Source organism: Ramlibacter sp., assembly GCF_013697775.1.
In the GTDB taxonomy this organism is placed as follows: domain Bacteria; phylum Pseudomonadota; class Gammaproteobacteria; order Burkholderiales; family Burkholderiaceae_C; genus Ramlibacter.
Genome location: NZ_JACCWG010000002.1, coordinates 1 through 25,553, shown reverse-complemented (window position 1 = coordinate 25,553; position 25,553 = coordinate 1). Strand labels below are relative to the sequence as shown.

3 protein-coding genes and 1 pseudogene are annotated in these 25,553 nt (G+C 70.4%); all 4 read right to left on the bottom strand.

Annotation, left to right across the window (positions count from 1 at the left end; translation table 11 throughout):
* Positions 1-1,539 (bottom strand): annotated as a pseudogene (locus tag H0U68_RS00065) (cyclic peptide export ABC transporter); the annotation flags it as partial.
* Positions 1,536-15,233, bottom strand: a complete 13,698-nt coding sequence (locus tag H0U68_RS00060; protein WP_296351894.1) for a non-ribosomal peptide synthetase — start codon at positions 15,231-15,233, stop codon at positions 1,536-1,538. The gene H0U68_RS00060 and the pseudogene H0U68_RS00065, both read right to left, overlap by 4 nt.
* The gene (locus H0U68_RS00055; protein WP_296351892.1) at positions 15,230-23,062 is read right to left on the bottom strand and encodes a non-ribosomal peptide synthetase; all 7,833 of its coding nucleotides are present in this window, start codon (positions 23,060-23,062) and stop codon (positions 15,230-15,232) included. Before H0U68_RS00055 ends, H0U68_RS00060 begins: the two co-directional genes overlap by 4 nt.
* Positions 23,059-25,553: amino acid adenylation domain-containing protein (locus H0U68_RS00050; protein ID WP_296351890.1), on the bottom strand; the 2,495-nt coding region annotated here is incomplete at its 5' end. The genes H0U68_RS00050 and H0U68_RS00055, both read right to left, overlap by 4 nt.

Here is a 25,553-nt window from a genome sequence, read left to right as displayed (position 1 = left end):
GGTGATGACGATGACCGTCTTGCCGCGCGCCTTCAGCTCGGGCAGCAGCTCGGTGTAGAACACGCGCCGTGACGCCGGGTCCTGGTCGGCCGCCCATTCGTCGAACAGGTAGATGGGCCGGTCCTCAAGGTACGAGGACACCAGCGCCAGGCGCTTTTTCTGCCCCTGCGACAGCTCGATGGTGGAAAACCGGCCGTCCTGCACCTTCACCTTGTGCGCCATGCCCAGCCGCGCCACGTAGTGCGCGGCGCGCTCCGCCGTCTGCGTGTCGTCGGCTTCCAGCAGGTGCTCGAACAGGTGGAAGTCGGAGAACACCGCCGAAAAGCGGCTGCGGTAGGCGTCCACGTTGTCGCGGCGCACCGGCACGCCGTTGAGCAGGATCTCGCCTTCTTCAGCCTCGTACAGGCCCACCAGCAGCATGGCCAGAGTGGTCTTGCCGCCGCCGTTGCCGCCCACCACGAACAGCAGCTCGCCCTGTTCGATGCGCAGGTCCAGCGGGCCCAGCATGAAAGGCGTGTCTTCCGAGGCGCCGGCGTAGCGGTGGCGCACGCCGCGCAGCTCCAGCGTCAACGCACCGGGCCGGGCGAACGGGTCCGCCGCCGCGGGGCCGTCCACCGGCGCATCCAGCGCCTGCTCCAGGTTGCGGATGCGACCCAGCGCGATGGCGGCCTGGCGCACCGGTGGCAAGGTCGCCATCAGTTCAGCGATGGGGCTGATCAGGTACAGCAGGATCAGGGTGATGGCCAGCAGCTCCGTGGGCGCCTGGCGCATCCACAGCGGCACCAGGAACACGAAGACCCCGATCACCACGTAGAACAGGATCGCGCCCAGGTTGATCACCAGCGTGTAGCGCGCCATGGCGGCGACGAAGGAGTTCTTCAGCTGGTTCGCGCTGACGGTGATGACCCGGCTGACGAACAGCCGGCCGCGCTGCGCGTTCAGCTGCAGCTCGCGGCTGCCTTCCACCAGGTTGCGGAAGTCCTGGAACAGGATTTCGACCTTCTCGCGCAGCCGGATCATCTCGGTCAGCGGCTTTCTTTCGGCGAAGTGGAAGCCCGTGGCGCCCACCAGCAGCACCGCCAGCAAGATGCCGAAGATGGTCGGCGACAGATAGCCGATGTAGGCGAAGCTGGCCAGCACGATCACCGCGTTGCCGAATGCCACCGGCAGCAGCTGCAGGGCCTGCACGAAGGTTTCGATGTCGCGCGTGAGGATCACCAGCAGCCCGTGCTTGCCCAGCGACTGCAGCCGCCGCTGCGGCGTGGCCAGCAGCTTCTGGCTCAGCACGATGCGCAGGCGCCGGGTGGCCTCCTGGCTGATGTGCAGCAGCACCACCCCGGACCCCGTCTTGCACAGCAGGTGCAGCAGGCACAGGCCGAAGAACAGCACGGCCAGCAGGCCCAGCGGCTGGGAACGCTCCAGCCCCTTGCCGATGACCACGGCCAGGCCCGCGCCGCTGAAGCCGCCGGCCATGCCGAGTGCGGTGGCCAGCAGAACCAGGGCGGGGGACAGTCCATACAGGTAGCGCAGCAGATTCATCGTTGAAGGCTCAGGTGGTCGATGCCGAGGACGCGGCCCATGCGCCGCGCGCCGTCGGCATCGAGGATGGAATGGTGGTTCGCCGGCAGGGCCGTGACCGTGCTGGCGCCGGGACTGCGCGTGGCCGCCAGCCAGTCGGCCCGCGCCACGTCTTGTTCCCCCCGCGCATCCGCCCAGAAGACATGCAGGGGCGCCGACACGACCACCGGCGCGAACTGCCGGACGATGTCCATATGATGCCGCATGGCCCTGGCCTGGCCGTGCAGGTAGGCCACCCAGTCCGGCGGCAGCAGGGCCGCCAGCGAACCGGGGTCGTCCTCGAATTGCTGCAGCAGGGCGTCCACGCCGACCCGTGCGGCCAGCGCGGCCAGCTGCGGAAACCGGTCCGCGCTCAGCCGGCCGCTGTGCACCAGGGCATGCGCCACGGCGCGGCTCGCCTGCCGTTCGGGGCTCTCCGCATCGGCTTCGCGGCGCGGCGGGTGCGTGTCCACCAGGCCGACCAGCGCCACGCTGAGGCCCTGCGCTTCCAGGCGGTGCGCGACCTGCAGCGCCAGCAGCCCGCCCATCGACCAGCCCACCAGCGCCACCGGGCCCTGCTCCATCCGCATGATGTGTTCGGCGTAGAGCGCGGCCAAGCCGGACAGCGAATCGCTGTCCGGTCCGGTGCCCGCGGCCTCGGGCGAGCGGATGCCGTACACGCGGAACCGGCTGCCCAGCGCATCGGCCAGGTGCGCGAAATTCAGGATGTCGCCGCCCGCGCCGTGGACCAGGAACAGGGGCTCGCGGCCGGCTGCGTCGGCATGGTGGGCACCCATGGGAACGATCAGGTCGTGCATCTCCTGCGCATGGTCCAGCTCCCGTGCCAGCGCCTCGACGGTGGGGAAGGCGAACAGCGCCGACACGGGCGTGCGCGTCGAAAACTCCCTGCGCACGCGCGCGATGGCCTGCACCGCCAGCAGCGAATGCCCGCCCAGCGCGAAGAAGTCGTCGTGCACGCAGACCTTGTCCAGGCCGAGCACCTGCGCCCAGATCCGCGCCAGTGTTGCCTCGGCCGCCGTGCGCGGCGCCTCGTACCCATCGCGCTGCTCGCCGCGGCCGGCCTGCGGCGCCGGCAGCGCCTTGCGGTCCACTTTGCCGTTGGCGTTCAGCGGCAGGGCCTGCAGCACGATGATGTGCGCCGGCACCATGTAGTCGGGCAGGCTGCGCCGCAGGGCAGCGCGCAACGCCTGCCCATCCACGTCCTCGCCCTCCTCCCCCACGACGTAGGCCACCAGCCGCGCGTCGCCTGGCACGTCCTCGCGCGCCAGTACCAGCGCTTCGTGCACGCCCGGCTGCGCCGCCAGGGCGGATTCGATCTCGCCCGGCTCGATGCGCAGGCCGCGGATCTTCAGCTGGTGGTCGGTGCGGCCCAGGTAGTCGATGTTGCCGTCCGCCAGCCGGCGCGCCAGGTCGCCGCTGCGGTACATGCGCGCACCCGGCGCGCCGTGCGGGTTCGGGATGAAGGCCTGCGCCGTCAGCGCGGGCCGGTTCAGGTAGCCGCGCGCCAGGCCCTCGCCCGCGATGTACAGCTCGCCGGCGACACCCACGGGCACCGGGCTCAGCGCCGCGTCCAGCAGGTGGATCTGCGTGTTGGCGATGGGCCGGCCGATCGGCACGCAGGCCAGAGCGCTGTCGGCGCGGCAGGCCCAGGCCGTCACGTCCACCGAGGCCTCTGTCGGCCCGTACAGGTTGTGCAGCTCCACCCCCGGCAGAGCGCGGAAGAACCGGTCCTGCAGGTCCCTGGACAAGGCCTGTCCGCTGCACACCACGCGCCTCAGGCTGCCGCATTGCTCCGCGCGCGCCTCCTGCAGGAACGCATCCAGCATGGGCGGCACGAAATGCAGCGTGGTGACGGCTTCGCGCGCGACCACGCCGGCCAGGTACGCCGCGTCCTGGTGGCCGCCGGGGCTGGCGACCACCAGCCGCGCGCCGTACAGCAGCGGCCAGAAGAATTCCCACACCGACACGTCGAAGCTGAACGGCGTTTTCTGCAGCACCCGGTCGTCGGCGGCGAGCCCATACGCCTGCTGCATCCAGTGCAGGCGGTTGACGATGCCGGCGTGGCTGATGCCCACGCCCTTGGGCCTGCCGGTGGAACCCGAGGTGTAGATGACGTAGGCCAGATGGCCCGGCCGGGTGCCGTCGGGCGGGGCATGCTCCGGATGCTCCGGCGAATGGACGGCCGCGCGCACATCCTCGCGCGTGAGCACCAGCCGCGGCTGCGCATCGGCGAGCATGAAGTCCAGCCGCTCGGCGGGATGGTCCGGGTCCAGCGGCAGGTATGCCGCGCCGGCCTTCAGGATGCCCAGCAGCGCCACCACCATTTCCAGGCTACGCTCCATGCGCACGCCGACCCGGTCGTCGGGGCCGACACCCTGCCCGCGCAGCGCATGCGCCAGCCGGTTCGACTGCCTGTCGAGTTCGTCGTAGCGCAGCGCGGCGCCCTCGCCCGCCAGCGCGATGCGCCCGGGCGTGCGCGCCGCCTGCGCCTGGAACAGCGTGTGCAGCCCCGCCTCGCGCGGGTAGTCGGCCGCGGTCGCGTTCCACCGCACCAGCATCTCCTCGCGCTCCTCGGCGTCCAGCAGGTCCAGGCTGTCGATGTGCGCCTCGGGGTTGTCGCAGACAGCCTGCAGCAGCCGTTCCAGGCAGCGGTTCCAGCGCGCGATGGTGGCCTGGTCGAACAGGCCGGTGTTGTATTCGTAGGAGATGCCCAGCCGTCCGTCGGCCAGCGCCATCTCCACCTTGAGTTCGAAGTGGGCGTGGGTGACGGCCTGCGCATGCAGGCCCCGGATGCCGAGGGCCTGCGTTTCGCGATCCGTGGGCGCCGCCGCCTGCCGCTCGGATTCGTTGTGGAAATTCAGCACCACCTGCGCATACGGCATGTACGAGGCGTCGCGGTTGCGCACCAGGTGCGTCAGCAGCAGCTCGAACGGAATCGGATGCTCGTGCGCCGCGACGACGGCATTCGCCGCCTGGTCCAGCACGTCGGCAAAGCACGCATCGCCGCGCACGGTCGCGCGCAGCGCCACCAGGTTGACGAAGATCCCCACCAGCATCTCCGTGCGCGGCGGCCGGTTGGCCGAGAAGGCGCCGATGCAGAGGTCGGCCTGTCCGCTCAGGCGGTGCAGCAGCACGTCGAACGCGGCCGCCATCACCATGAACAGGGTCGCGCTGCGCTGTGCTGCCAGCGCACTCAGGCGGCCGGTCAGCTGCGGCGACAGGCCCGCTGCATACGCCGCGCCTTCGTAGCGCTGCACCGCCGGCCGCGGCCGGTCCAGCGGCAGCGCCAGCAGCTCGGGCGCGCCCTGCAGCTGGCCGCGCCAGTACGCGAGTTCGCGCTCGAGGGCCGCGCCCTCGAAGTGGCGCTGCTCCCAATGCGCATAGTCGGCGTACTGGAACGGCAGCGCCGGTAGCGCCGCATCGCGGCCCGCGCGGAATGCCTCGTACAGGCGCACGACCTCGTCCACCAGCACGTGCATCGACCAGCCGTCGTACAGGATGTGGTGCAGCGTCAGCAACAGCACATGGTCGCGGTCGGCGCAGCGGATGACGCCGACGCGCACCAGGGGACCCCGCGCAAGGTCGAACGGCATGGCGGCCTCCTCGCGGATCGCCTGCCCGACGCTGGCGGCACGCGCGGCTGCGTCCATGCGGCTGAAGTCCTGCACCGGCAGGCCGAGCTCCAGCGCGGGCAGGATCGACTGCCGCGGCAACCCGTCCTCCGCCTGGACGAACAGCGTGCGCAGCGGTTCGTGGCGGGCCACCAGGGCGTTGAACGCGCGCCGGAGCACCGCGAGGTTCACGTTGCCGGTGAGCTGCAGCGCCAGCGGCATGCTGTAGGACGCGCTGCCCGGCTGCAGCTGGTCCAGGAACCAGAAGCGCTTCTGCGCGAACGACAGCGGCAAGGGACCGATGCGGGGCACCGGCACGATGGCAGGCACTTGCGTTCCCCCGTCCGCGCTGTTGCCTGCCGAGTCCGCCTCCTCGATGCGCCGTGCCAGCTGCGCGACCGTCGGCGCCTCGAACAGGGCGCGCAGGCCGGGCCCGCCGCCGAAGGCCGCGCGCAGCTTCGCAATCACCTGCGTGGCCAGCAGCGAGTGCCCGCCCAGCGCGAAGAAATCGTCCTCCACGCCGACCCGCTCCCGCTTGAGGACATCGGCCCAAATGCGGGCCAGCACGGCCTCGGTGCGCGTGCGCGGTGCGACGTAGCCGGTAGCCGGCTCACCGTGCGCGTCCGGCGCCGGCAGCGCGTTGCGGTCCACCTTGCCGTTGGACGTGAGCGGCCAGCTGTCCAGCGCGACGATGTGCGCGGGCACCATGTAGTGCGGCAGGCTCTCGCGCAGCGCGGCGCGCAGGCTCTCCGGCGACGGCGGCGCGTGCGGCTCGGCGGGCAGCACGTAGGCCACCAGCCGCCTGTCTCCGGGAACGTCCTCGCGCGCCAGCACCAGGGCTTCCCGCACCCCGGACCGTGCCGCCAGCGCCGCCTCGATCTCGCCCAGCTCGATGCGGAAACCGCGGATCTTCACCTGGTGGTCGATGCGGCCCAGGTAGTCGAGCTCGCCATGGGCCAGATGGCGCACGAGGTCGCCGGTGCGGTACATGCGCGTGCCCGGCGGCCCGAACGGGTTGGGAACAAAGCGTTCCGCCGTCAGCCCGGGGCGGTTCAGGTAGCCGCGCGCGAGGCCTTCGCCCGCGATGTACAGCTCGCCGGCCACGCCGACCGGAACCGGTGCGAACGCACCATCCAGCACGTACAGCTGCGTGTTGGCGATCGGCCGGCCGATGGGCAGCGTGGTGGCCTCGCCGTGCACGCTGCGGGTGGTGTGGACGCAGCACCCCACCACGGTTTCGGTGGGCCCGTATTCGTTGACGACCAGCGAGCCCGGGAAGCGCCGCAGCCAGGCGCGCGCCTGCGCCGCGCTCAACGCTTCCCCGCCGATGACGGCGACGCCGACCTGCGCCAGGCTCGCTTGCGGCGCCAGGGTGGAGTCGATCAGGTCGATGTGCGCGGGCGTGATCTTCAGCAGGCCGATCGCCTGCTCGGTGGCCAGGAAACCGAACATGTCCGGGTCGGCGCGCGTGGGCAGCAGGGTCACGCTTTTGCCCGCGATCAGCGGCACGAACAGGGCGGTGATGGTGGCGTCGAACACAAGAGGCAGCTGCACGAACGACCCCTTGTCGAACGGCAGCGGATATGCCTCCCGCGCCCAGCACAGGTAGTTGCGCAGGCCGGCGTGGATGACGCTGACGCCCTTGGGCTTGCCGGTGGAGCCGGAGGTGTAGAGGACGTAGGCGAGGTGCTGCGGCAAGTTGGCGCAGGGCGGGTTGCTGGAGGGTGCGCCTTGTACCGTGCTCCAGCCGGTGTCCAGGCAGAAGATGCGCGGGGGTGCGGCGCCTGCGGGCAGGCGGCCGCGTAATTTGTGCTGGGTGAGGACCAGTGCGGGCGCGGCGTCGGCCAGCATGAAGGCGAGGCGTTCGGGCGGGTAATCCGGGTCGAGCGGCACATAGGCGCCACCGGCTTTCAGGATGGCAAGCAGGCCGACCACCATCTCCAGGCTGCGCTCCACGCAGATGCCGACCAGCACGTCGGGGCCGACGCCCTGGTCTTTCAGGTGATGCGCCAGCTGGTTCGCGCGGCGATTGAGTTCGCCGTAGCTGAGTGCTTCTGTCCCGTAGCAGACAGCCGTGGATTCGGGGGTGCGGCCTGCCTGCGCTTCGAACAGCTCTTGCAGCGTGCCCTGCTCCGCGTAGTCCACTTGTGTCGCATTCCATTGCCGCAGCAGTTGGTCTTGCTCCTCTTGCCCCAGCATCGGCAGGTCGCCGATGGGCTGCTTTGCATTCTCTCCAATGGCCTCCAGCAGCCTTTGGAAGTGGCCAGCCATCCGCTCGATGGTGTGCGGATCGAACAGTTCTTTCGCGTACTCCAAGCTCGCGTGCAGCTCCTGCTCGCCTTCGACGACCGTCAGGGTCAGCTCGAACTTCGCTGTCGCGTGTTCGGCTTCCACAGGTTCCAGCGTCAGCCCAGGCAGGCGCAGCTCGCTGGCTGGCGTGTTCTGCACGACGAGCATCACCTGGAACAGCGGTGCGTGGCTGGTGCTGCGCTCCGGGTTCAGCGCTTCCACCAAGTGCTCGAACGGGATTTCCTGGTGCGCGTACGCGCCCAGTGCATGCGTTTTGACTTGCTCCAGCAGCTGCGCGAAGCTGTGTGCGCCGTCCACCTCGGTGCGAAGCACCAGCGTGTTCACGAAGAAGCCGATCAGCGGCTCGATCTCAGCCCTGTTGCGGTTGGCGATGGGCGTGCCGATGCAGATGTCGCTCTGGCCGGTGTAGCGGTTCAGCAAGACGCTGAAGGCTGCCGCCAGCGCCATGAACAGTGTGGTCTGTGTCTCGCGTCCCAGGGCGTACAGGGCTGCCGTCGTGCCTGCGGGCACCTTGAATTTCAGTGTCGCACCCGCGTGGCTTTGCACCGCCGGGCGCGGCCGGTCGGTCGGCAGCGCAAGCAGCGTCGGGATGCCTTGCAGCCGCTCTTTCCAGTACCCGAGCTGCTCCTGCAGTACAGCACCGCTCAGCCACTGCCTTTGCCAGTGCGCATAGTCCGCGTACTGGATCGGCAGTTCCGGCAGCGGCGATTCCTGGCCAGCGACGTAGGCCGCATACAGCGCCGCCACTTCCCGCACCAGCACACCCATCGACCAGCCGTCCGACACGATGTGGTGCACCGTGAACAGCAGCACGTGCTCTTCCTCGCCCAGCTTCAACAGCCGTGCACGGATCAAAGGCCCCGTGCCCAGGTCGAACCGGCCTTGCACTTCGTCGTGCATCAACGGCACGTGCAAACACTCGGCGATCACCTGCACCGGCGCGCCCTCCACCATCGCGAACGTCGTGCGCAGCGCCTCGTGCCGGCGCACCACTTCATTGAGCGTGCGCTCCAGCGCGTTCACGTCCAGCTTGCCTATCAACCGCACGCCGGCGGCGATGTCGTAGAACGCCGCCGATTCCTCGAACTGGTCCAAAAACCACAGCCGCTGCTGCGCGTACGACAGCGGCAGTCGCTCCAGGTCTTTCGGCCGCCGCACGATCGCGGCTGCCGGAACCTGCGTGGCGCCATTGCCGGAGCGCTGCGCCTCGATGCTTTGCGCCAGCGCCGCCACCGTCGGCGCCTCGAACAGGCTGCGCAGCGGCAGTTCCGTGTTCAACGCCGTGCGCACCTGCGACACGACCTGCGTCGCCAGCAGCGAATGCCCGCCCAGCGCGAAGAAGTTGTCGTGCCGGCCGACCCGCCCGACCTGGAGCACGCCGGCCCAGACCGCTGCCAGCGCGATTTCGACGGGTGTCGCCGGCGCTTCGTAGGCTTGCGCGAAAACCGCATGCGGCGCCGGCAGTGTGCGCCGGTCGACCTTGCCGTTCGGCGTGAGCGGCAGTACGTCGAGAAAGACGACGTGGCCCGGCACCATGTGCTCGGGCAGCCGCTTGCCCAGCGATTGCCGCAGCCGGTCCGCGGCCTGCGCCAAGGCGGCGTCGTCCTCTCCCGGGGCTTCGTCAATCGCCACATACGCGACCAGTCGCCGGTCGCCCGGCTGGTCTTCCCGCACCAGCACCGCGGCTTCCCGCACGCCCGGCAACTCCGCCAGTGCCGCCTCGATCTCGCCCAGCTCGATGCGAAAGCCGCGCAGTTTCACCTGGCGGTCGATGCGGCCCAGGTATGCGATCTCGCCGTCGTCCCCGTGGCGGGCCAGGTCGCCCGACTTGTACAGCCGGGTTCCTGGCGGCCCGAAGGGGTTGGGCACGAAGCGCTCCGCCGTGAGCGCCGGCTGGTCCAGGTAACCGCGCGCCAGCGCCGCGCCGCCGATGTGCAGTTCCCCGGCCACGCCGAGCGGCACCGGCCGCATGGCATCGTCCAGCAGGTAGACCTGCGCGTTGGCAATGGGCCTGCCGATCGGCGGCGTTTTCGGCCATGTGTCCGACAGCTCGCCCGCCAGCCGAAATTGCGTGACCGCGTGCGTCTCCGTCGGCCCGTACTGGTTGTAGAGATCGCCGCCCAGCGACTTGGCATACGCCAGCAGCGCGTCGGTGACGACCAGCGCCTCGCCCGCCGAAACGATGTCGCACGCAGGCCCTGCCGCCGATGCCCGCGGCGGCAGGCCGGCGAAGTGCTGCAGCACTGCGTTGGGCAGGAAGACCCGCTGCACTTTCGCCTGCACGATGAACTCGCGCAGCCGCTCCAGGTCCTGGCGCAAGGCGCTGTCCACCAGCACCAGGGTGCCGCCGGCGCACAGCGTCGAGAAAATTTCCTGGAACGACACGTCGAAGTTCAGCGAGGCGAACTGCAGGGTGCGCGGCGCACCGCCGCGCGGCTGCGTCGGCTGGTGCAGCTGCCAGTTCAGCAGGTTGGACAGCGCCGCGCGCGGCAGGCCCACGCCCTTGGGCCGCCCAGTGGAGCCGGAGGTGTAGAGCACATAGGCCAGGTGCTGCGGCAGGCAAACGTCCGGCGGATCGCTGGCCGCGAAGGCGGACAGCGGCTGCGCTTCCGCGTCCACGCAAAAGACAGGCGGCCCGTCCGCATCCACGACCCGCAGCAGCGCCGCGCGCAGCGGTGCCTGCGTGAGCACCAGCACCGGCCGCGCGTCGCGCAGCATCAGGGCCAGGCGCGCGTCCGGATAGTCGGGGTCCAGTGGCAGGCAGGCGCCGCCGGCCTTCAGGATGGCCAGCAGGCTGACCACCACGTCCGGCGAACGCTCCATGCACACGCCCACCAGCCGGTCCGGCCCGACCCCCTGCGCGCGCAGGCAGTGGGCCAGCCGGTTCGCGCGTTCGTTGAGTTCGCCGTAACGCAGGACCGTGCCACGGAACTCCAGCGCCACCGCCTGCGGCCGGCGCCGCGCCTGGTCTTCGATCAATGCCACCGGCGTCGCCTCGGGCGCATACGCCGTGCCGGTGGCGTTCCACTGCACCAGCAGTTGATGCCGCTCGGGCGCGGGCAGCACGTCGAGCACCCACGGCTCCTGTCCAGGGTGGCTCTCCAGCGCATCCACCAGCGCTTCCAGCGCCGTGTGCAGGTAGCCGCAGATCCGCTTGGCGGACATGCCCGCGCCGGCCTGCGCTGTCAGGCCGAATCCCTCGTCGCCCATGTCGTCGACCGACACCGTCAAGGCGTAGTTGGTGCGCTCCTGCCGGTCCAGCACCTGCATGCCTTCCCAGTCCACCCGCGCGCCCGCGGCTTCACTGGCCGCGGCGGCGTTGTAGCGGTAGTTCAGCAGCGAGGTGAACAGCGGCGCCGGCGCCGGCACATCGCTGCAGCGCTGCGCCAGCGCCAGCGAGGCATGCTCATGGCGCAGCAGCTCGCTCAGCAGGCGGTGCGTGTCCAGCGCGCTGTCGCGCACGCTGCGCCCTGCGAGCCGGATGCGCACCGGCAGCGTGTTGATGTACAGGCCCATGCCACGGTCGGCGCCCGTGCCGCCGTGCATGCGGCCGAACAGCACCGTGCCGAACACCACGTCCGCCCGTCCCGTCAGGCGCGCCAGCACCTGCGCCCAGGCCAGGTGCAGCAGGCTCGCCGGACTGATGCCCAGGCCGCGCGCCTGCCGCCGCAGGCGCGTGCCGAGGTCGCGGTCCACCAGCCGGCGCGCCTCGGCGATGCCCGAGCCGTCGCCTTGCGCCTGCAGCAGCCCATAGGGCGCGGTCGGCTCGGTCACCGTTTCCAGCAGCGCCTTGAAAAACGCCTCGTGCTCGGCGCGGCTGATCCCCAGCCGCGCCTGCGCCACGAAGTTGCGGAACGGCACGGGCGTGCGCAGCGTGCCGCCGTTGCCGGCCAGGATGGCCCGGACTTCTTCCAGCAGCAGGTCCAGCGTGGTGTGGTCGTTCACCAGGTGGTGGGCCAGCATCTGCAGCAGCCAGCGGCCCCCGGCCGCGTCGCGCGCGCGGAAGCCGCGCAGCATCGGCGCTTCGCGCACGTCCAGCCGGAAGTTCTTCGGCCCGTAGCGCTCGGCCAGCTGGCGCGCGGGCTCGCCTTCAGCCTCGTCGAGCTCAACGTCTTCGATACACAGCCGCGCCTTGCGCCAGACCACCTGAACCGGCTCGGGCAGGCCGTCCCACAGCACCGCCGTGCGCAGGATGTCGTGCCGGTCGATCACCTGCTGCAGCGCCGCCGTAAAGCGCTCCAGCCGCTCGCGCGTGTCGAAACCTAGCAGCGTCTGCAGCAGGTAGGCGTCGCCTTCCTGGCTGAGCCTGTGGTGGAACAGGATGCCTTCTTGCAGCGGCGCCAGCGGGTAGATGTCCTGGATGTTGGCGGCGCCGCCCGGCACCGCAGCGGCAATGGCGTCCAGCTGCGGCGCCGTCAGCTCCACCAGCGGCAGCATCTCCGGCGCGAGCCGCGTGCAGCCCTCTGGAACCAGGTTCGGCGGCACGGCCACGGCACGCGCCTCGTGGTCCGCGCTGCCGGCCGCGTCGTCGCAGGCCTGGGCCAGCGCTTGCAGCGTCGGTGCGGCGAACAGCGCGCGCACGCTGGCATGCAGGCCGGCTTCGCGCATGCGCTCGATCAGCGTCACCGCAAGCAGGGAATGGCCGCCGAGTTCGAAGAAGTTGTCCTGGCGACCCACCGCGCCGGCCTTGAGGAGTTCGGCCCACAGCCGCGCCAGCGTGGTCTCCGTCGTGCCAACAGGCGCTTCGTGCACGCGGCCAGCCGCGCCGTCTGCATCCGGCGCCGGCAGGGCGTTGCGGTCCACCTTGCCGTTCGCGGTCACCGGCAGCGACTCCAGCCAGACGCAGTGCGCCGGGAGCATGGACTCCGGCAGGCGCCGCGCCAGCGCGCGGCGCAGCTCGGTAGACGGCGGCCGCTCGGCGGATGCGGGCAGCAGGTAGGCAACCAGCCGCTGGTCGCCGGGCACGTCTTCGCGCGCAAGCACCAGCGCCTGGCGCACCTGCGGCAGGTCGGCCAGTGCCGCCTCGATCTCGCCGAGTTCGATGCGCACGCCGCGGACCTTCACCTGGTGGTCGATGCGGCCCAGGAAATCGAGGCTGCCGTCGGCACGCCGGCGCGCCAGGTCGCCGGTGCGGTACATGCGCGCGCCCGGCGCGCCGAACGGATCGGGCACGAAACGATCGGCCGTCAGCGCCGGCCGCCCGAGGTAGCCGCGCGCGAGGCCCGCCCCCGCGACATGCAGCTCCCCGGCGATGCCGATGGGCGCAAGGTTGCCCCACGGGTCCAGCACATGGACGCACAGGTCGGCGATGGGCTGGCCGATGGGGCTGGCGCTGTGCCCGGTGCCCTGCTCGCCGATCGCGAAATGCGTGACGTGCACCGTGGTCTCGGTGATGCCGTACATGTTCACGAGCTGCGGCCGATACGCCGGGTGCCGCGCATGCCAGGGCTTCAGGCGTTGCAGGTCCAGCCGCTCGCCGCCGAACACCACGCAGCGCAGGGCCAGCGGCAGCGGCTGCCGGCCCTCGGCGCCGATCAACTGGTAGAAGGCCGAGGGCGTCTGGTTCAGCACCGTCACCCGTTCGCGCGACAGCAGTTCCAGGAAGGCCGCAGGCGCGCGGCGCACCGCGTCCGGCACGATCACCAGGCGCCCGCCATGCAGCAGCGCGCCCCAGATCTCCCACACCGAGAAGTCGAACGCGAAGGAATGGAACAGCGTCCAGACGTCTCCCTCGGTGAAGCCGAATTCCCGCTCGGTGGTGGCGAACAGGCGCAGCACGTTGCCGTGCGTGAGCAGCGTGCCCTTGGGCTTGCCGGTGGAGCCGGAGGTGTAGATGACGTAGGCGAGGTTTTGCGCTTGGCCCGACGGCGATGGGTTGGCCCCGGCTGCGTTCGCCAGCGCGTGGTGGTCCGCGTCCAGGCAGAAGATGGGCAATCCCGTGCCGGACAAGCGGTCGCGCAACGCATCCTGCGTGAGCACCAGCTTGGGCTGGGCGTCGGCGAGCATGAAGGCCAGTCGCTCGGGCGGGTAGTCGGGGTCGAGCGGCACATAGGCTCCGCCGGCTTTCAGGATGGCGAGAACGCCGACCACCATCTGCAGGCTGCGCTCCACGCAGATGCCGACCAGCACGTCGGGGCCGACACCCTGGTCTTTCAGGTAGTGCGCCAGCTGGTTCGCGCGGCGATTGAGTTCGCCGTAGCTCAGGGCTTCTGTCTCGTAGCAGACAGCGGTGGATTCGGGGGTGCGGCTTGCCTGCGCTTCGAACAGCTCCTGCAGCGTACCCTGCTCCGCGTAGTCCACCTGCGTCGCGTTCCATTGCCGCAGGAGTTGGTCTTGCTCCTCCTGCCCCAGCATCGGCAGGTCGCCGATGCGTTGCTTTGCGTTCTCTCCGATCACCTCCAGCAGCCTCTGGAAGTGTCCCGCCATGCGCTCGATGGTCAGCGGGTCGAACAGCTCTGTCGCGTATTCGAAGCTTGCGTGCAGCTCCTGTTCGCCTTCGACAATCGTCAGGGTCAGGTCGAATTTCGCTGTCGCATGTTCACTCTCCATCGGCTCCAGCTTCAATCCTGGCAAGCGCAACTCACTGACCGGCGCGTTCTGCACCACCAGCATCACCTGGAACAGCGGCGCGTGGCTGGTGCTGCGCTCCGGGTTCAGCGCCTCCACCAAGTGCTCGAACGGGATTTCCTGGTGGGCGTAGGCACCCAGCGCGTGGGTTTTGACCTGCTCCAGCAGCTTGGCAAAGCTTTGCCCGCCATCCACCTCGGTCCGCAGCACCAGCGTGTTCACGAAGAAGCCGATCAGCGGCTCGATCTGCGCGCGGTTGCGGTTCGCGATGGGTGTGCCGATGCAGATGTCGCTTTGGCCGGTGTAGCGGTTCAGCAGCACGCTGAAGGCTGCCGCAAGCGCCATGAACAGTGTCGTCTGCGTCTCGCGTCCCAGGGCGTACAGAGCTGCCGTAGTTTCCGCCGGCACCTTGAACTTCAGCGTGGCGCCCGCGTGGCTTTGCACCGCCGGGCGCGGACGGTCTGTCGGTAGCGCCAGCAGCGTCGGGATTCCCTGCAGCCGCTGCTTCCAATAGCCAAGCTGATTCTGCAGCACTGCACCGCTCAGCCACTGCCTTTGCCAATGCGCATAGTCGGCGTACTGGATCGGCAGTTCAGGCAGCGGCGATTCCTGCCCCGCAACATACGCGGCATACAGCGCCGCCACCTCCCGCACCAGTACGCCCATCGACCAGCCGTCCGACACGATGTGGTGCACCGTGAACAGCAGCTCGTGCTCTTCCTCGCCTAGCTTCAGCAACCGCGCGCGGAGCAAAGGCCCCGTGCGCAGGTCGAACCGGCCTTGCACTTCGTCGTGCGTCAACGGCACGTGCAAACACTCGGCGATCACCTGCACCGGCGCGCCCTCCACTATCACGAACGTCGTGCGCAGCGCCTCGTGCCGGCGCACCACTTCATTCAACGTCCGCTCCAGCGCGTTCACGTCCAGCTTGCCGATCAGCCGCACGCCAGTGGCGATGTCGTAGAACGCGCCCGACTCCTCGAACTGGTCCAAAAACCACAGCCGCTGCTGCGCATACGACAGCGGCAGCCGCGCGGCGTCCACCGGCCGGCGCACGATCGGCAGCGCACGGAAGTCGATGCCGCGCTCCTGCAGCATCGCCTGCACGCGCACCCGCTCCTGCGCCGGCAAGGCGCTGTAGAACGCAACGAAGTCCTCTTCCTTCACGGCTTGGCTCCAGGGCCGGATTGCGCGAACAGGCCGGCGATCTCGGCAAACGCCTTCTCCTGCGCGTCGCGGCCAACGTCTTCCTTGGCCTTCAGTTCATCCACCCGCGCCGCCAGGCTGGCGACGGTCTTCACCTCGAACAGCGCGCGCAGCGGCACCTCCACCTGCAGGCTGGCGCGCAGCTTGGAGACGATCTGCGTGGCCATCAGCGAGTGGCCGCCCAGCGCGAAGAAGTCGTCCTCCACGCCCACGCGCGGCAGCTTCAGGATCTCGGCCCAGATGCCGGCCACCAGCGTTTCGGTAGCGGTGCGCGGCGCCACGTAGGCCGCTTCGCCACCGCCGGCCTGCGGCGGCTCGGGCAAAGCCTTGCGGTCCACCTTGCCGTTGGGCGTGAGCGCAAGTGCCTGCAGCACCACCACATGCGCGGGCACCATGTACTCGGGCAGCCTGGCAGCCAGGTGCGCGCGCAGCTGGGCCTGCGTGGGCGGCTCGCCGCGCGGCACCACGTAGGCGGCCAGCGACTTGTCGCCGTCGTTGCGCGCGCGGATGACCACGACGGCTTCGCGCACCTGCGGATGCGTGCCGAGCTGCGACTCGATGTGGCCGAGCTCGACGCGAAAGCCGCGCAGCTTGACCTGCGTATCGGCGCGGCCCAGGCACTCCACCATGCCGTTGGGCAGGTAGCGCCCCAGGTCGCCGGTGCGGTACATGCGGTCGCCCGCGGTGTCGCCGGAAAACGGACTGCGCACGAAGCGCAGCGCGGTGGCTTGCGCATCGCCGCGGTAGCCGCGCGCCAGGTGCGGGCTGCGCACGTACACCTCGCCATGCTCGCCGATGCCGGCCTGGCGGCGGCCCGCGCGGTCCAGCACCAGCAGCTGCACGCCCGGAACGCCCCTGCCCAGCGGAATGATCTCGCGCGCCGCGTCGTGCGGCGCTTCGTGGCGCAGCTCGTAGCAGCCGACCGCGCGCTGGGTTTCGGTGGCGCCGTAGTTGCTGACGACCTGCGCCGACGGCGCCAGCGCCTGCAGACGCTGCACGTCGCGCCGCGTCAGAACGTCGCCCACCAGGAAGATGTGGCGCAGCGCCGGCAGCGCCTGGTCCTGCGCGCCCTGCGCCAGGATCTGCCCCATCGCCGGCGTGAGGTTGGCGACCGTGATGGCCTGCTCGCGCATCCACGGGCCGAGCCGGTGCGGCGCGATGGTCTCCGGATGCGGGATGCAGACGCAGCCGCCCAGGCACAGCGGCGTGAAGATGTCGCGCTGCAGCGGATCGTGCGCCAGCCCGGACAGCATGGAAAAGCGCTCGTCCTGCGTGAACCCGAAGTTCCGTTGCGCCCACGGCAGAAAATGCGTCAGCGGCCCATGGCGCCCTTCCACCGCCTTCGGCTTGCCGGTGGAGCCGGAGGTGAAAGCGATCACCGCGATGTCGCCGGCAGTGAGCATGGTGGGCCGCACCCGCCTGCCCGCGTACGCGGGCAGGCGCGGATGGGCTTCGATCTCCACCAGGTCCAGGAACACCGGCACGGCCGCCGCCAGCGCCGCCTTGTCCGGCGGCAGCGCCTGCGCGGCCACCTGCAGCCAGGCCTTGGGCGGCGCGGCCTCCAGGCAGGCCCGCAGGTGCTCGGCGGGATAGAGCGGGTCCAGCATCATGAACGCCGCGCCTGTTTTCAGCGCGCCCAGCACGGCGGCCACCACACCCGCGTTGCGTTCGGCGTGGATGGCCACGATGTCGCCGCGGCCCACGCCCGCGTCCTGCAGGCAGCAGGCAATGCGCTCGCTGTGGTCATCCAGCTCGCGGTAGCACCAGCTGCGTTCGTGTGAGACCACCGCCGGTGCATCGGGCCGCCGTTCGGCCTGCGCGCGGAACAGTTCGTGCACCGCGCCGATCCAGCCGGCGTCCAGCGGCGCCGCCGCGTCGGGCAGGACACGCCTGGCCTCGGGAGTCACCAGCGTGTAGTCGTCGATGACGGCAGCAGGACGCGCTGTCGCCTGCTCCAGCAGCAGCGCGTATTGCCGCAGCAGCTCCTGCATGCGCTGCGCATCGAACAGGCTGGTGTTGTACAGCAGCATCAGCCGCAGGCCGGCGGGCGTTTGCCCCACGTACAGCGTCAGGTCGAACTTGGCGTCGAACTCCAGGCCGTCCAGCCCCTCCACTTCCAGCCCCGGCCATTGCACGCCGCTGCGGTCGGGGAAGTCCAGCATGTTGAAGAACACCTGGAACAGCGGATTGCGGCTCATGTCGCGCCTGAGCGGCAGGGCCTCGACGATGCGCTCGAACGGCACGTCGCCATGGGCAAAGGCGTCCAGCGCCGTCTTTTTCACCCGGTCCAGCAGTTCGCGGAATGCCGGCCGGCCCGACAGGTCGACCCGCAGCACCAGCGTGCCCAGGAACAGGCCGATCACCTCCTCCAGCTCCTGCCGGTCGCGGTTGGCGGCCGGCGTGCCGATCAGGATGTCGTCCTCGCCGCTGTAGCGCGACATCAGCAGCGCGAACACCGACAGCAGCGTCATGAACACGCTGGCGCCGGCCTGCTGGCTCAAGGACCTGATGCGTGCGGACAGTTCGCCGGGCAGCGTCATTTCTTCCAACGCGCCCTCGAAGCGCTGCACCGCCGGCCGCATGCGGTCGGTCGGCAGGTTGAGCAGTTCCGGCGCGCCGTCCAGCTGGCGCGTCCAGTAGGCCAGCTGCTGCTCGATCAGCGCGCCGTGCAGCTGGTTGCGCTGCCAGTGCGCATAGTCGGCGTACTGGATCGGCAGCGGCGGCAGGGCGAAGGACGGGTCGCGCCGCAAGCCGGCGTACAGGCGCGGCCACTCGCCGGCCATGATGCCCATCGACCAGCCGTCGAACACGATGTGGTGCAGGTTCATCAGCAGCACGTGCTCCTGCTCGCCCAGGCGCAGCAGCTCCACCTTCAGCAGCGGTTCATTGGCAAGGTCGAACACGTGGTTCGCATGGGCGCGTGCGCGTGCGGCCAGCTCCGAGGGCGCCAGCGCAACCACCGGCATCGGGATACGCAGCTCTTTGGCAATGCGCAGCTCGGGCTCGCCGTCCGGCCCCACCACGAAGTTCGTGCGGAATACTTCGTGGCGCGCGACGATCGCCTGCAGCGCCGCATCGAAGGCCGCCACGTCCAGCGGCCCCTTGAAGCGCCACTGCCCGGGAATGTTGAACGCGGTGCTCCCGCCTTCCAGCTGCTGCAGGAACCACAGCCGCTGCTGCGCGTAAGACAGCGGCAGGCGCAGCGTGCGGCTCACCGGCACCAGCGCCTGCGCGCGCGCGCGCCTGTCGCCCTGCGCAATGCGACCGGCCAGCTGCGCGACGGTGGGCGCTTCGAACAGCGTGCGCACCGCGACTTCCGTGCCGAGCGCGGCGCGGATGCGGTTCACCATCTGCACCGCCAGCAGCGAATGGCCGCCCAGGGCGAAGAAGTTGTCGTCGATACCTACCTTGTCCAGCTTCAGCACGCCGGCCCAGATGCCGGCCAGCAGTTCCTCCGTGGCGTTGCGCGGCGCCACGTAGCCGAAGCCGCTGCGCAGCGCGTCGGGCGCGGGCAGCGCCTTGCGGTCGATCTTGCCGTTGGGCGTGGTCGGCAGGCGGTCCAGCACCATGAGGTGCCCCGGCACCATGTAGTCCGGCAGCAGCCGGCGCAGCGCGCCCAGGATGCTGTCCTGGACGGCGGCTTCCAGCTGCGCGGAGAAAGGCTGGTTGGCCGGCGTTTCCACCGCATCCGCCACAGGCCAGTCGATGCGCCGCGCGCCGCGGCAGAACACCGCGTCGAACGCGCCGGGACGATCGGCTGCGACGTGCAGATGCACCTCACAGCCGTGCCTGCGCGCCAGGGCGGCGAGGGCCGCGGGATGCACACCGGTCCTGGCGGTGCCGGCCAGCGCCTGGCGCAGATGGTGCACGCTGCGCGCGTCGGGCAGCGTGTGCAGCAGCTTCTCGGCGATCACGTCTTCCTCCACCCGCGCGTCCGGAATCGCACGGATCGCCAGGCAATCGGGCTGGCCATCCGCAAGCAGGCTTTCCACCGCGGCCAAGCCGCCAGGAAATGCATCCCACGGCTGCCAGGCCGGATCGAGCAGCGGCGTGTCGTCCTCGCCGATGGACAGCACCACGTCGTAGCGGAACCGCGTCAGCTCGTTGGCCGCGGCCGCCAGCTTGGGCACGATCTCGACACGCCCGATGGGCGCGAACGCGCGCTGCAGCGCGGTGAAGTACCCAGGGTCGAGCAGCAGCTCGGACTCCCTGCGAACGTTCTGCGCCACCACGCCCTGCAGCTGCCCGAGCGGCGCCGCGGGCGAGGCGTGGTGCAGCGCGACGGACGCATGGAAGGCGCCGAGCAGCCCCAGATGGCGCACGTCGCCAATGAACACCTTTCCGCGCCCATCGATCCTGTCCACGGCGCCGCGCAGCACTTCGTCCAGGTAGGCGCGGCCGGGAAAATACTGGACCACCGAGTTGAGGACGACGGTGTCGAACGCCTCGTCGATGTCCGCGGTGGCGTTCGCCGCGCAGTGCAGCAGGTCGATGCGGCAGTCGACGAACGCGGCGCGCGCCAGGCCGGCCTCCAGCCTGCCCAGCACGGCCGCGGAAAAATCGGTGCCGCAATAGCGCCGGCAGGAGCGTGCCAGGCGGTGCAGCAGCAAGCCCGTCCCGCAGCCGATTTCCAGCACGCGCGCGGGCCGCAGCGCCTCGATCGCCTGCACCGTGCAATCGACCCATTCGCGCATCTCGCCGGCGGGAATCGGCTGCCGGTCGTAGCTGCTGACCCAGCCCGCGACATCGAACTGCGGGTCGCCCTGGGCGGGCGCTTCGCGGTAGGCCTGGTCCCAGACGTGGCTGAGGTCGATGACCTGCTTTTTCTCGGCCTCGCGCGTGTCGTTTTGGTGCTCCAGCGCCGGCACCACGTAGGCCACCAGCCGTTGGTCGCCGGGGCTGTCTTCGCGGTGCAGCACGGCGGCCTGGCGCACGTTCGGCAAGCCGGCCAGCGCCGCTTCGACTTCCTCCAGCTCGACCCGGAAGCCGCGGATCTTGACCTGGGTATCGGTGCGTCCCAGACAGTCGATGCTGCCGTCGGGCAGGTGGCGCGCGCGGTCGCCGCTGCGGTACATGCGCGCGCCGGGCGCACCGAACGGGTCGGGAATGAATCGCTCGGCCGTGAGGTCGGGCCGCCCGAGGTAGCCGCGCGCCAGGCCTTCACCGGCGATGTGCAGCTCGCCCGCCACGCCCACCGGCACCGGCTGCATGCCGGCATCCAGCAGGTACACGCGCGTGTTGGCGATGGGCCGGCCGACAGGCGGCGGGCGGCTTGCATCCGCCGCGCACAAATGCATGGTGGCGCACACCGTGGTTTCCGTCGGTCCATAGGCATTGAAGAACGCGCGCCCGCCAGCCCAGCGTTCGGCCAGCGTGGCGGGGCAGGCCTCGCCCGCGGCGATGATGGTGCGCAGGCCCGTCGCGTGCTGCGGCGACAGCGCGCCCAGCACCACCGGCGGCAGGGTCGCGACGTCGATCGCCTCCCGGCGCAAGGTGTCCTCTAGGCCGGCGCCGGGCAGCAGGTCGTCCCTGGCCGCCAGGCACAGCGTCGCGCCCGCTGTCAACGCCATGAAGATTTCCGAGACGGACGCGTCGAAGTTGAACGAGGCGAACTGCAGCACGCGCTGCCCGGGGCGGATACGCAGTGCCGCCGTCTGCGCGCGCACCAGGTTGCACAGGCCCGCGTGGTGCAGCAGCACGCCCTTGGGCCTGCCGGTGGAGCCGGAGGTGTAGATGACGTAGGCCAGGTGCTGCGGCAGCGTCATGTGCGGCAGATCGTGCGCGGGGTTGTCGGCCACGCGGTGCCAGTCGCTGTCCAGGCGGAACAGGTTGCGGCTCTCGCCCCGCGCGCCGGCGGGCAGCTGGTTCGCCAGCCGCTCCTGCGTCAGCACCAGCGCGGGACGCGCATCGTCCAGCATGTAGGCCAGCCGCTCCTGCGGATAGCTGGGGTCGAGCGGAAGGTAGGCGCCGCCGGCCTTGAGGATGCCCAGCAGCCCCGCCACCAGGTCCGGGCCGGGGCCGGCGCACAGGCCCACCAGCACGTCGGCGCCGACACCTTGTGCGCGCAGGTGGTGGGCCAGCTGGTTGGCGCGCGCATTGAGCTGCGCATAGGTCAGCCGCTGGTCCTGGAACGCGAGCGCCGGCGCATCCGGTGTGCGTGCGGCCTGCTCCTCGAACATGCGGTGGATGCCTTGCACTTCGGGATGCGCAACATCGGTCGCGTTCCACGCCACCAGCAGCCGCGACATCTCTTCGGCATCGAGCAGCGGCAGCTCGCCCAGCGGCAGCCCGGGTTGGGCGACGATGGCGCGCAGCAGGCCGGTGAAGTGGCCGGCCATGCGGGCGATGGTCGCTTCGTCGAACAGGTCGGTGTTGTATTCGAAGTTGGCCGCCAGCGCGCCCCTGCCGTCGATCACGTTCAGGGTAAGGTCGAACTTCGAGGTGGCGTTGTCCGCATGCACGACCTGCAGCGCCATGCCGGGCAGCTCCAGCGCCTGCAGCGGCATGTTCTGCAGCGCCAGCATCACCTGGAACAGCGGCGCGTGGCTGGTGCTGCGCGTGGGGTTGAAGGCTTCCACCAGGTGTTCGAACGGAACGTCCTGGTGCGCATACGCCGCCAGCGCGCATTCGCGCACCTGGCCTAGCAGCTGCAGGAAACCGTGCCGGCGGTCCACGCGCGTGCGCAGCACCAGCGTGTTGACGAAAAAGCCGATCAGCCCGTCGGTCTCGGCGCGGTTGCGGTTGGCGATCGGCGTGCCGACGCACAGGTCGTCCTGGCCGGTGTAGCGCAGCAGCAGGATGTCGAAGGCAGCGGCCAAGGCCATGAACAGCGTCGCCTGCTTTTGCCGGGCCAGCGCGCGCAGGCCGTCGGCTGCTTCGGCATCGATGGTGAACGCGAACTTGGCGCCGGTGTAGCGCTGCACCGCCGGCCGCGGGCGGTCGGTGGGCAGGGCCAGAAGGGTCGGGATGCCGCGCAACTGCTCGCGCCAGTAGCCAAGCTGCCGGTCCAGCACCTCGCCGCTCAGCCACTGCCGCTGCCAGCGCGCGAAGTCCGCGTACTGGATGTTCAGCGGCGGCAGCGGCGACGGCAGGCCGTGGACGAAGGCGCCGTACAGCGCCGCCACTTCCCGCACCAGCACGCCCACCGACCAGCCGTCGGACACGATGTGGTGCACCGTGAACAGCAGCATGTGCGTGTGTGCGGCCAGCCGGACCAGGCTGGCGCGGATCAGCGGGCCGGCGGCCAGGTCGAACGGCGTGCGAGCTTCGTCCTGCGCCAGTTGCTGGGCGCGCGCCTCGCGTTCGCCGGCCGGCAGCCCGCCCAGGTCGTGCACCGGCAGGACGAGCGCCAACGCCGGCGCGACCACCTGCACCGGCACGCCGTCCAGCGTGGCGAAGGTGGTGCGCAGGGCCTCGTGGCGGCGCACCACCTCGTTCAGGGTCTGCTCCAGCGCCGGCACGTCCAGCGTGCCCTGCATGCGCACGCCGATGGGAATGTTGTAGAAGGCGTTGCCGCCCGACTCGAATTGGTCCAGGAACCACAGCCGCTGCTGGGCAAAGGACGCGGGACATTCGACGCCGGCATCGGCCGCGTCCGCACGCGCGATGGCCTGCGAGTCGCCGCCCATGGCGCGCAGGATCGCCAGGATGTCCTCCTTCCTGGCCTTGATGCCTTCCAGCAGTTCCGGCGTCAGCCCGCCGCGCGGCGCCTTGCAGCGGATCTTGCCGTCGGCGATCTTCAGCTCCACGGCGTGGAGCCTGCAGAATTCCATCAGCTCATGCGCCGTCATAGGTCGATCTCTTCAAAGGTCTGCTTTTCGGCGTCGATGGCCTGCGCCATGGCCGCGATGGTGGGCGTCTCGAAGAACGCGCGCAGCGGCAGCTCCACCTGGAAGGCCGCGCGCAGCTTGGCGACCACCTGCGTGGCCAGCAGCGAATGCCCGCCCAGCGCGAAGAAGTCGTCGTGCACGCCCACTTGGTCCAGCCCGAGCACCTGCGCCCAGATGCCGGCCAGCGCCTCTTCGGTCGGCGTGCGCGGCGCTTCGTACGCGCGCGCCGATGCAGCACTTGCGTCCGCCCCGGGCAGCGCATGGCGGTCCACCTTGCCGTTGGCGTTCAGCGGCAGCGCCTGCAGCGGCACGTAGTGCGCCGGCACCATGTAGTGCGGCAGGCTGCACAGCAGCGCCGCGCGTAGCGTCGGCGCATCGAGGCAGTCGCCCACGACGTAGGCCACCAGCCGCTTGTCGCCGGGTGTGTCCTCGCGCGCCAGCACCAGCGCGTCGCGCACGCCCGGCTGCGCCATCAATGCCGCTTCGATCTCGCCTAGCTCGATGCGAAAGCCGCGGATCTTTACCTGGTGGTCGATGCGGCCCAGGTAGTCGATGCTGCCGTCGGCAAGCCAGCGCGCCAGGTCGCCGGACTTGTACAGCCGCGTGCCCGCTTCGCCGAACGGATTGGGAATGAATTTTTCGGCCGTCAGCCCAGGGCGATTCAGGTAGCCGCGTGCCAAACCGTCGCCGCCGATGTACAGCTCGCCCGCCACGCCGATTGGCACCGGCTCCAGCGCGTCGTCCAGCAGGTAGACCTGCGTGTTGGCGATCGGCCGGCCGATCGGCACCGCGTGTTCGCAGCCGGACAGGGCGCGGATGGCGAACGTGGTGGTGAAGGTCGTGCCTTCGGTCGGCCCATAGCCGTTGACGAGATGCCGCGGCGCCTGGCCGCCATGCAGCACGCGCGCGGCCTTGGCCGGGTCCACGGCCTCGCCGCCGATCAGCAGGTGGCGCAGCCGGGCGAAGGCGGGTGCCAGGGCGTCCGCGTGTTCGTTGAACAGGCCCACCGTCAGCCACATTGCGGTGACGCCGCCTGCGAGCAGTTCCCTGCACAGCGCCGGCGCATCGAGCACCACCGGCGGCGGCACCACCAGCAGCCGGGCGCCGTTCAGCAGCGCGCCCCAGATCTCCCAGGTGGAGGCGTCGAACGCGGGGTTGGCGCAGTGCGCCACGCAATCCGCCGGGCCGAGCGGCGCATAGCTGCCGTCGAGGACCAGGCGCAGCACGCCGCGGTGCGGGATCGCCACGCCCTTGGGCCGGCCGGTGGAGCCGGAGGTGTAGGTGACGTAGGCCAGCTGCCCGGGCCAGGCGGCGGCGCCGGGAGGCGTTGCGGGCTGCGCGTCCAGCGCGTGCCACTGGCTGTCCATGCAAAACGCGGGCACGCCCTTTGCCGCCGCATCGGGCAGCAGCGGCAGCAGGCGCCGCTGCGTGAGCACCAGCACCGGGCGCGCATCGTCCAGCATGGCGGCCAGCCGCTCGCGCGGCTCGGCCGGGTCCAGCGGCAGATAGGCCGCGCCGGCTTTCAGGATGCCGAGCAGGCCCACCACCATGCGCAGGCCGCGCTCCATGCACACGCCGACCAGCCGTTCCGGGCCGGCGCCTTGGGTGTTCAGGTACCGGGCCAGCTGGTTCGCCCGCGCATCCAGCTGCGCATAGGTGAGCTGCTCGCCTTCGCACTGCAGCGCCGTGGCGTGCGGCGTGCGCCGCGCCTGCGCCTCGAACAGCGTGTGGATGCTGGCGTCGCGCGGATAGTCCTGCCGCGTGGCGTTCCATGCGTGCAGGATCTGCTGGCTCTCCTGAGCGTCCAGCAGCGCCAGCGCGCGCACCGGCGCCGCCGGCGCCTGCACGATGCCCTCCAGCAGCCGCGTGAAGTGCCGCGCCATGCGCTCGATGGTGGCGGCGTCGAACAGGTCGGTGGCGTATTCGAAACCCAGCGCCAGCCCGTCGCGCTGCTCCACCACGTTCAGTGTCAGGTCGAACTTGGCCGTCACGCTCGCGCCGTCCAACACCTGCAGCTTCAGGCCCGGGAGTTCCAGCGCCTCCAGCGGCGCGTTCTGCAGCACCAGCATCACCTGGAACAGCGGCGCATGGCTGGCCGTGCGCTGCGGCCGCAGGGCTTCGACCAGCTGCTCGAACGGCAGGTCCTGGTGCGCATACGCGCCCAGGGTGTTCGCGCGCACCTGGGCGAGGAGCTCCTCGAATGTGGCTTGCGCCGGCACGCGCGTGCGCAGCACCAGCGTGTTGACGAAAAAGCCGATCAGCCCTTCGACCTCCGCGCGGGTGCGGTTGGCGATGGGCGTGCCGATGCACACGTCGTCCTGCCCCGCGTAGCGGGACAGCAGCACGCCGAGCGCGGCCGCCAGCGCCATGAACAGCGTGCTCTGGCGCGCGTGGCCGAGCGCGCGCAGCTGCTGCGTGGTGCGGCGGTCCAGATGCGTGCGGTGCGTGGCAC

Excerpts from the sequence above, each read along its gene's own strand:
- H0U68_RS00055 (WP_296351892.1), bottom strand. The coding sequence starts at position 23,062 with ATGACGGCGCATGAGCTGATGGAATTCTGCAGGCTCCACGCCGTGGAG.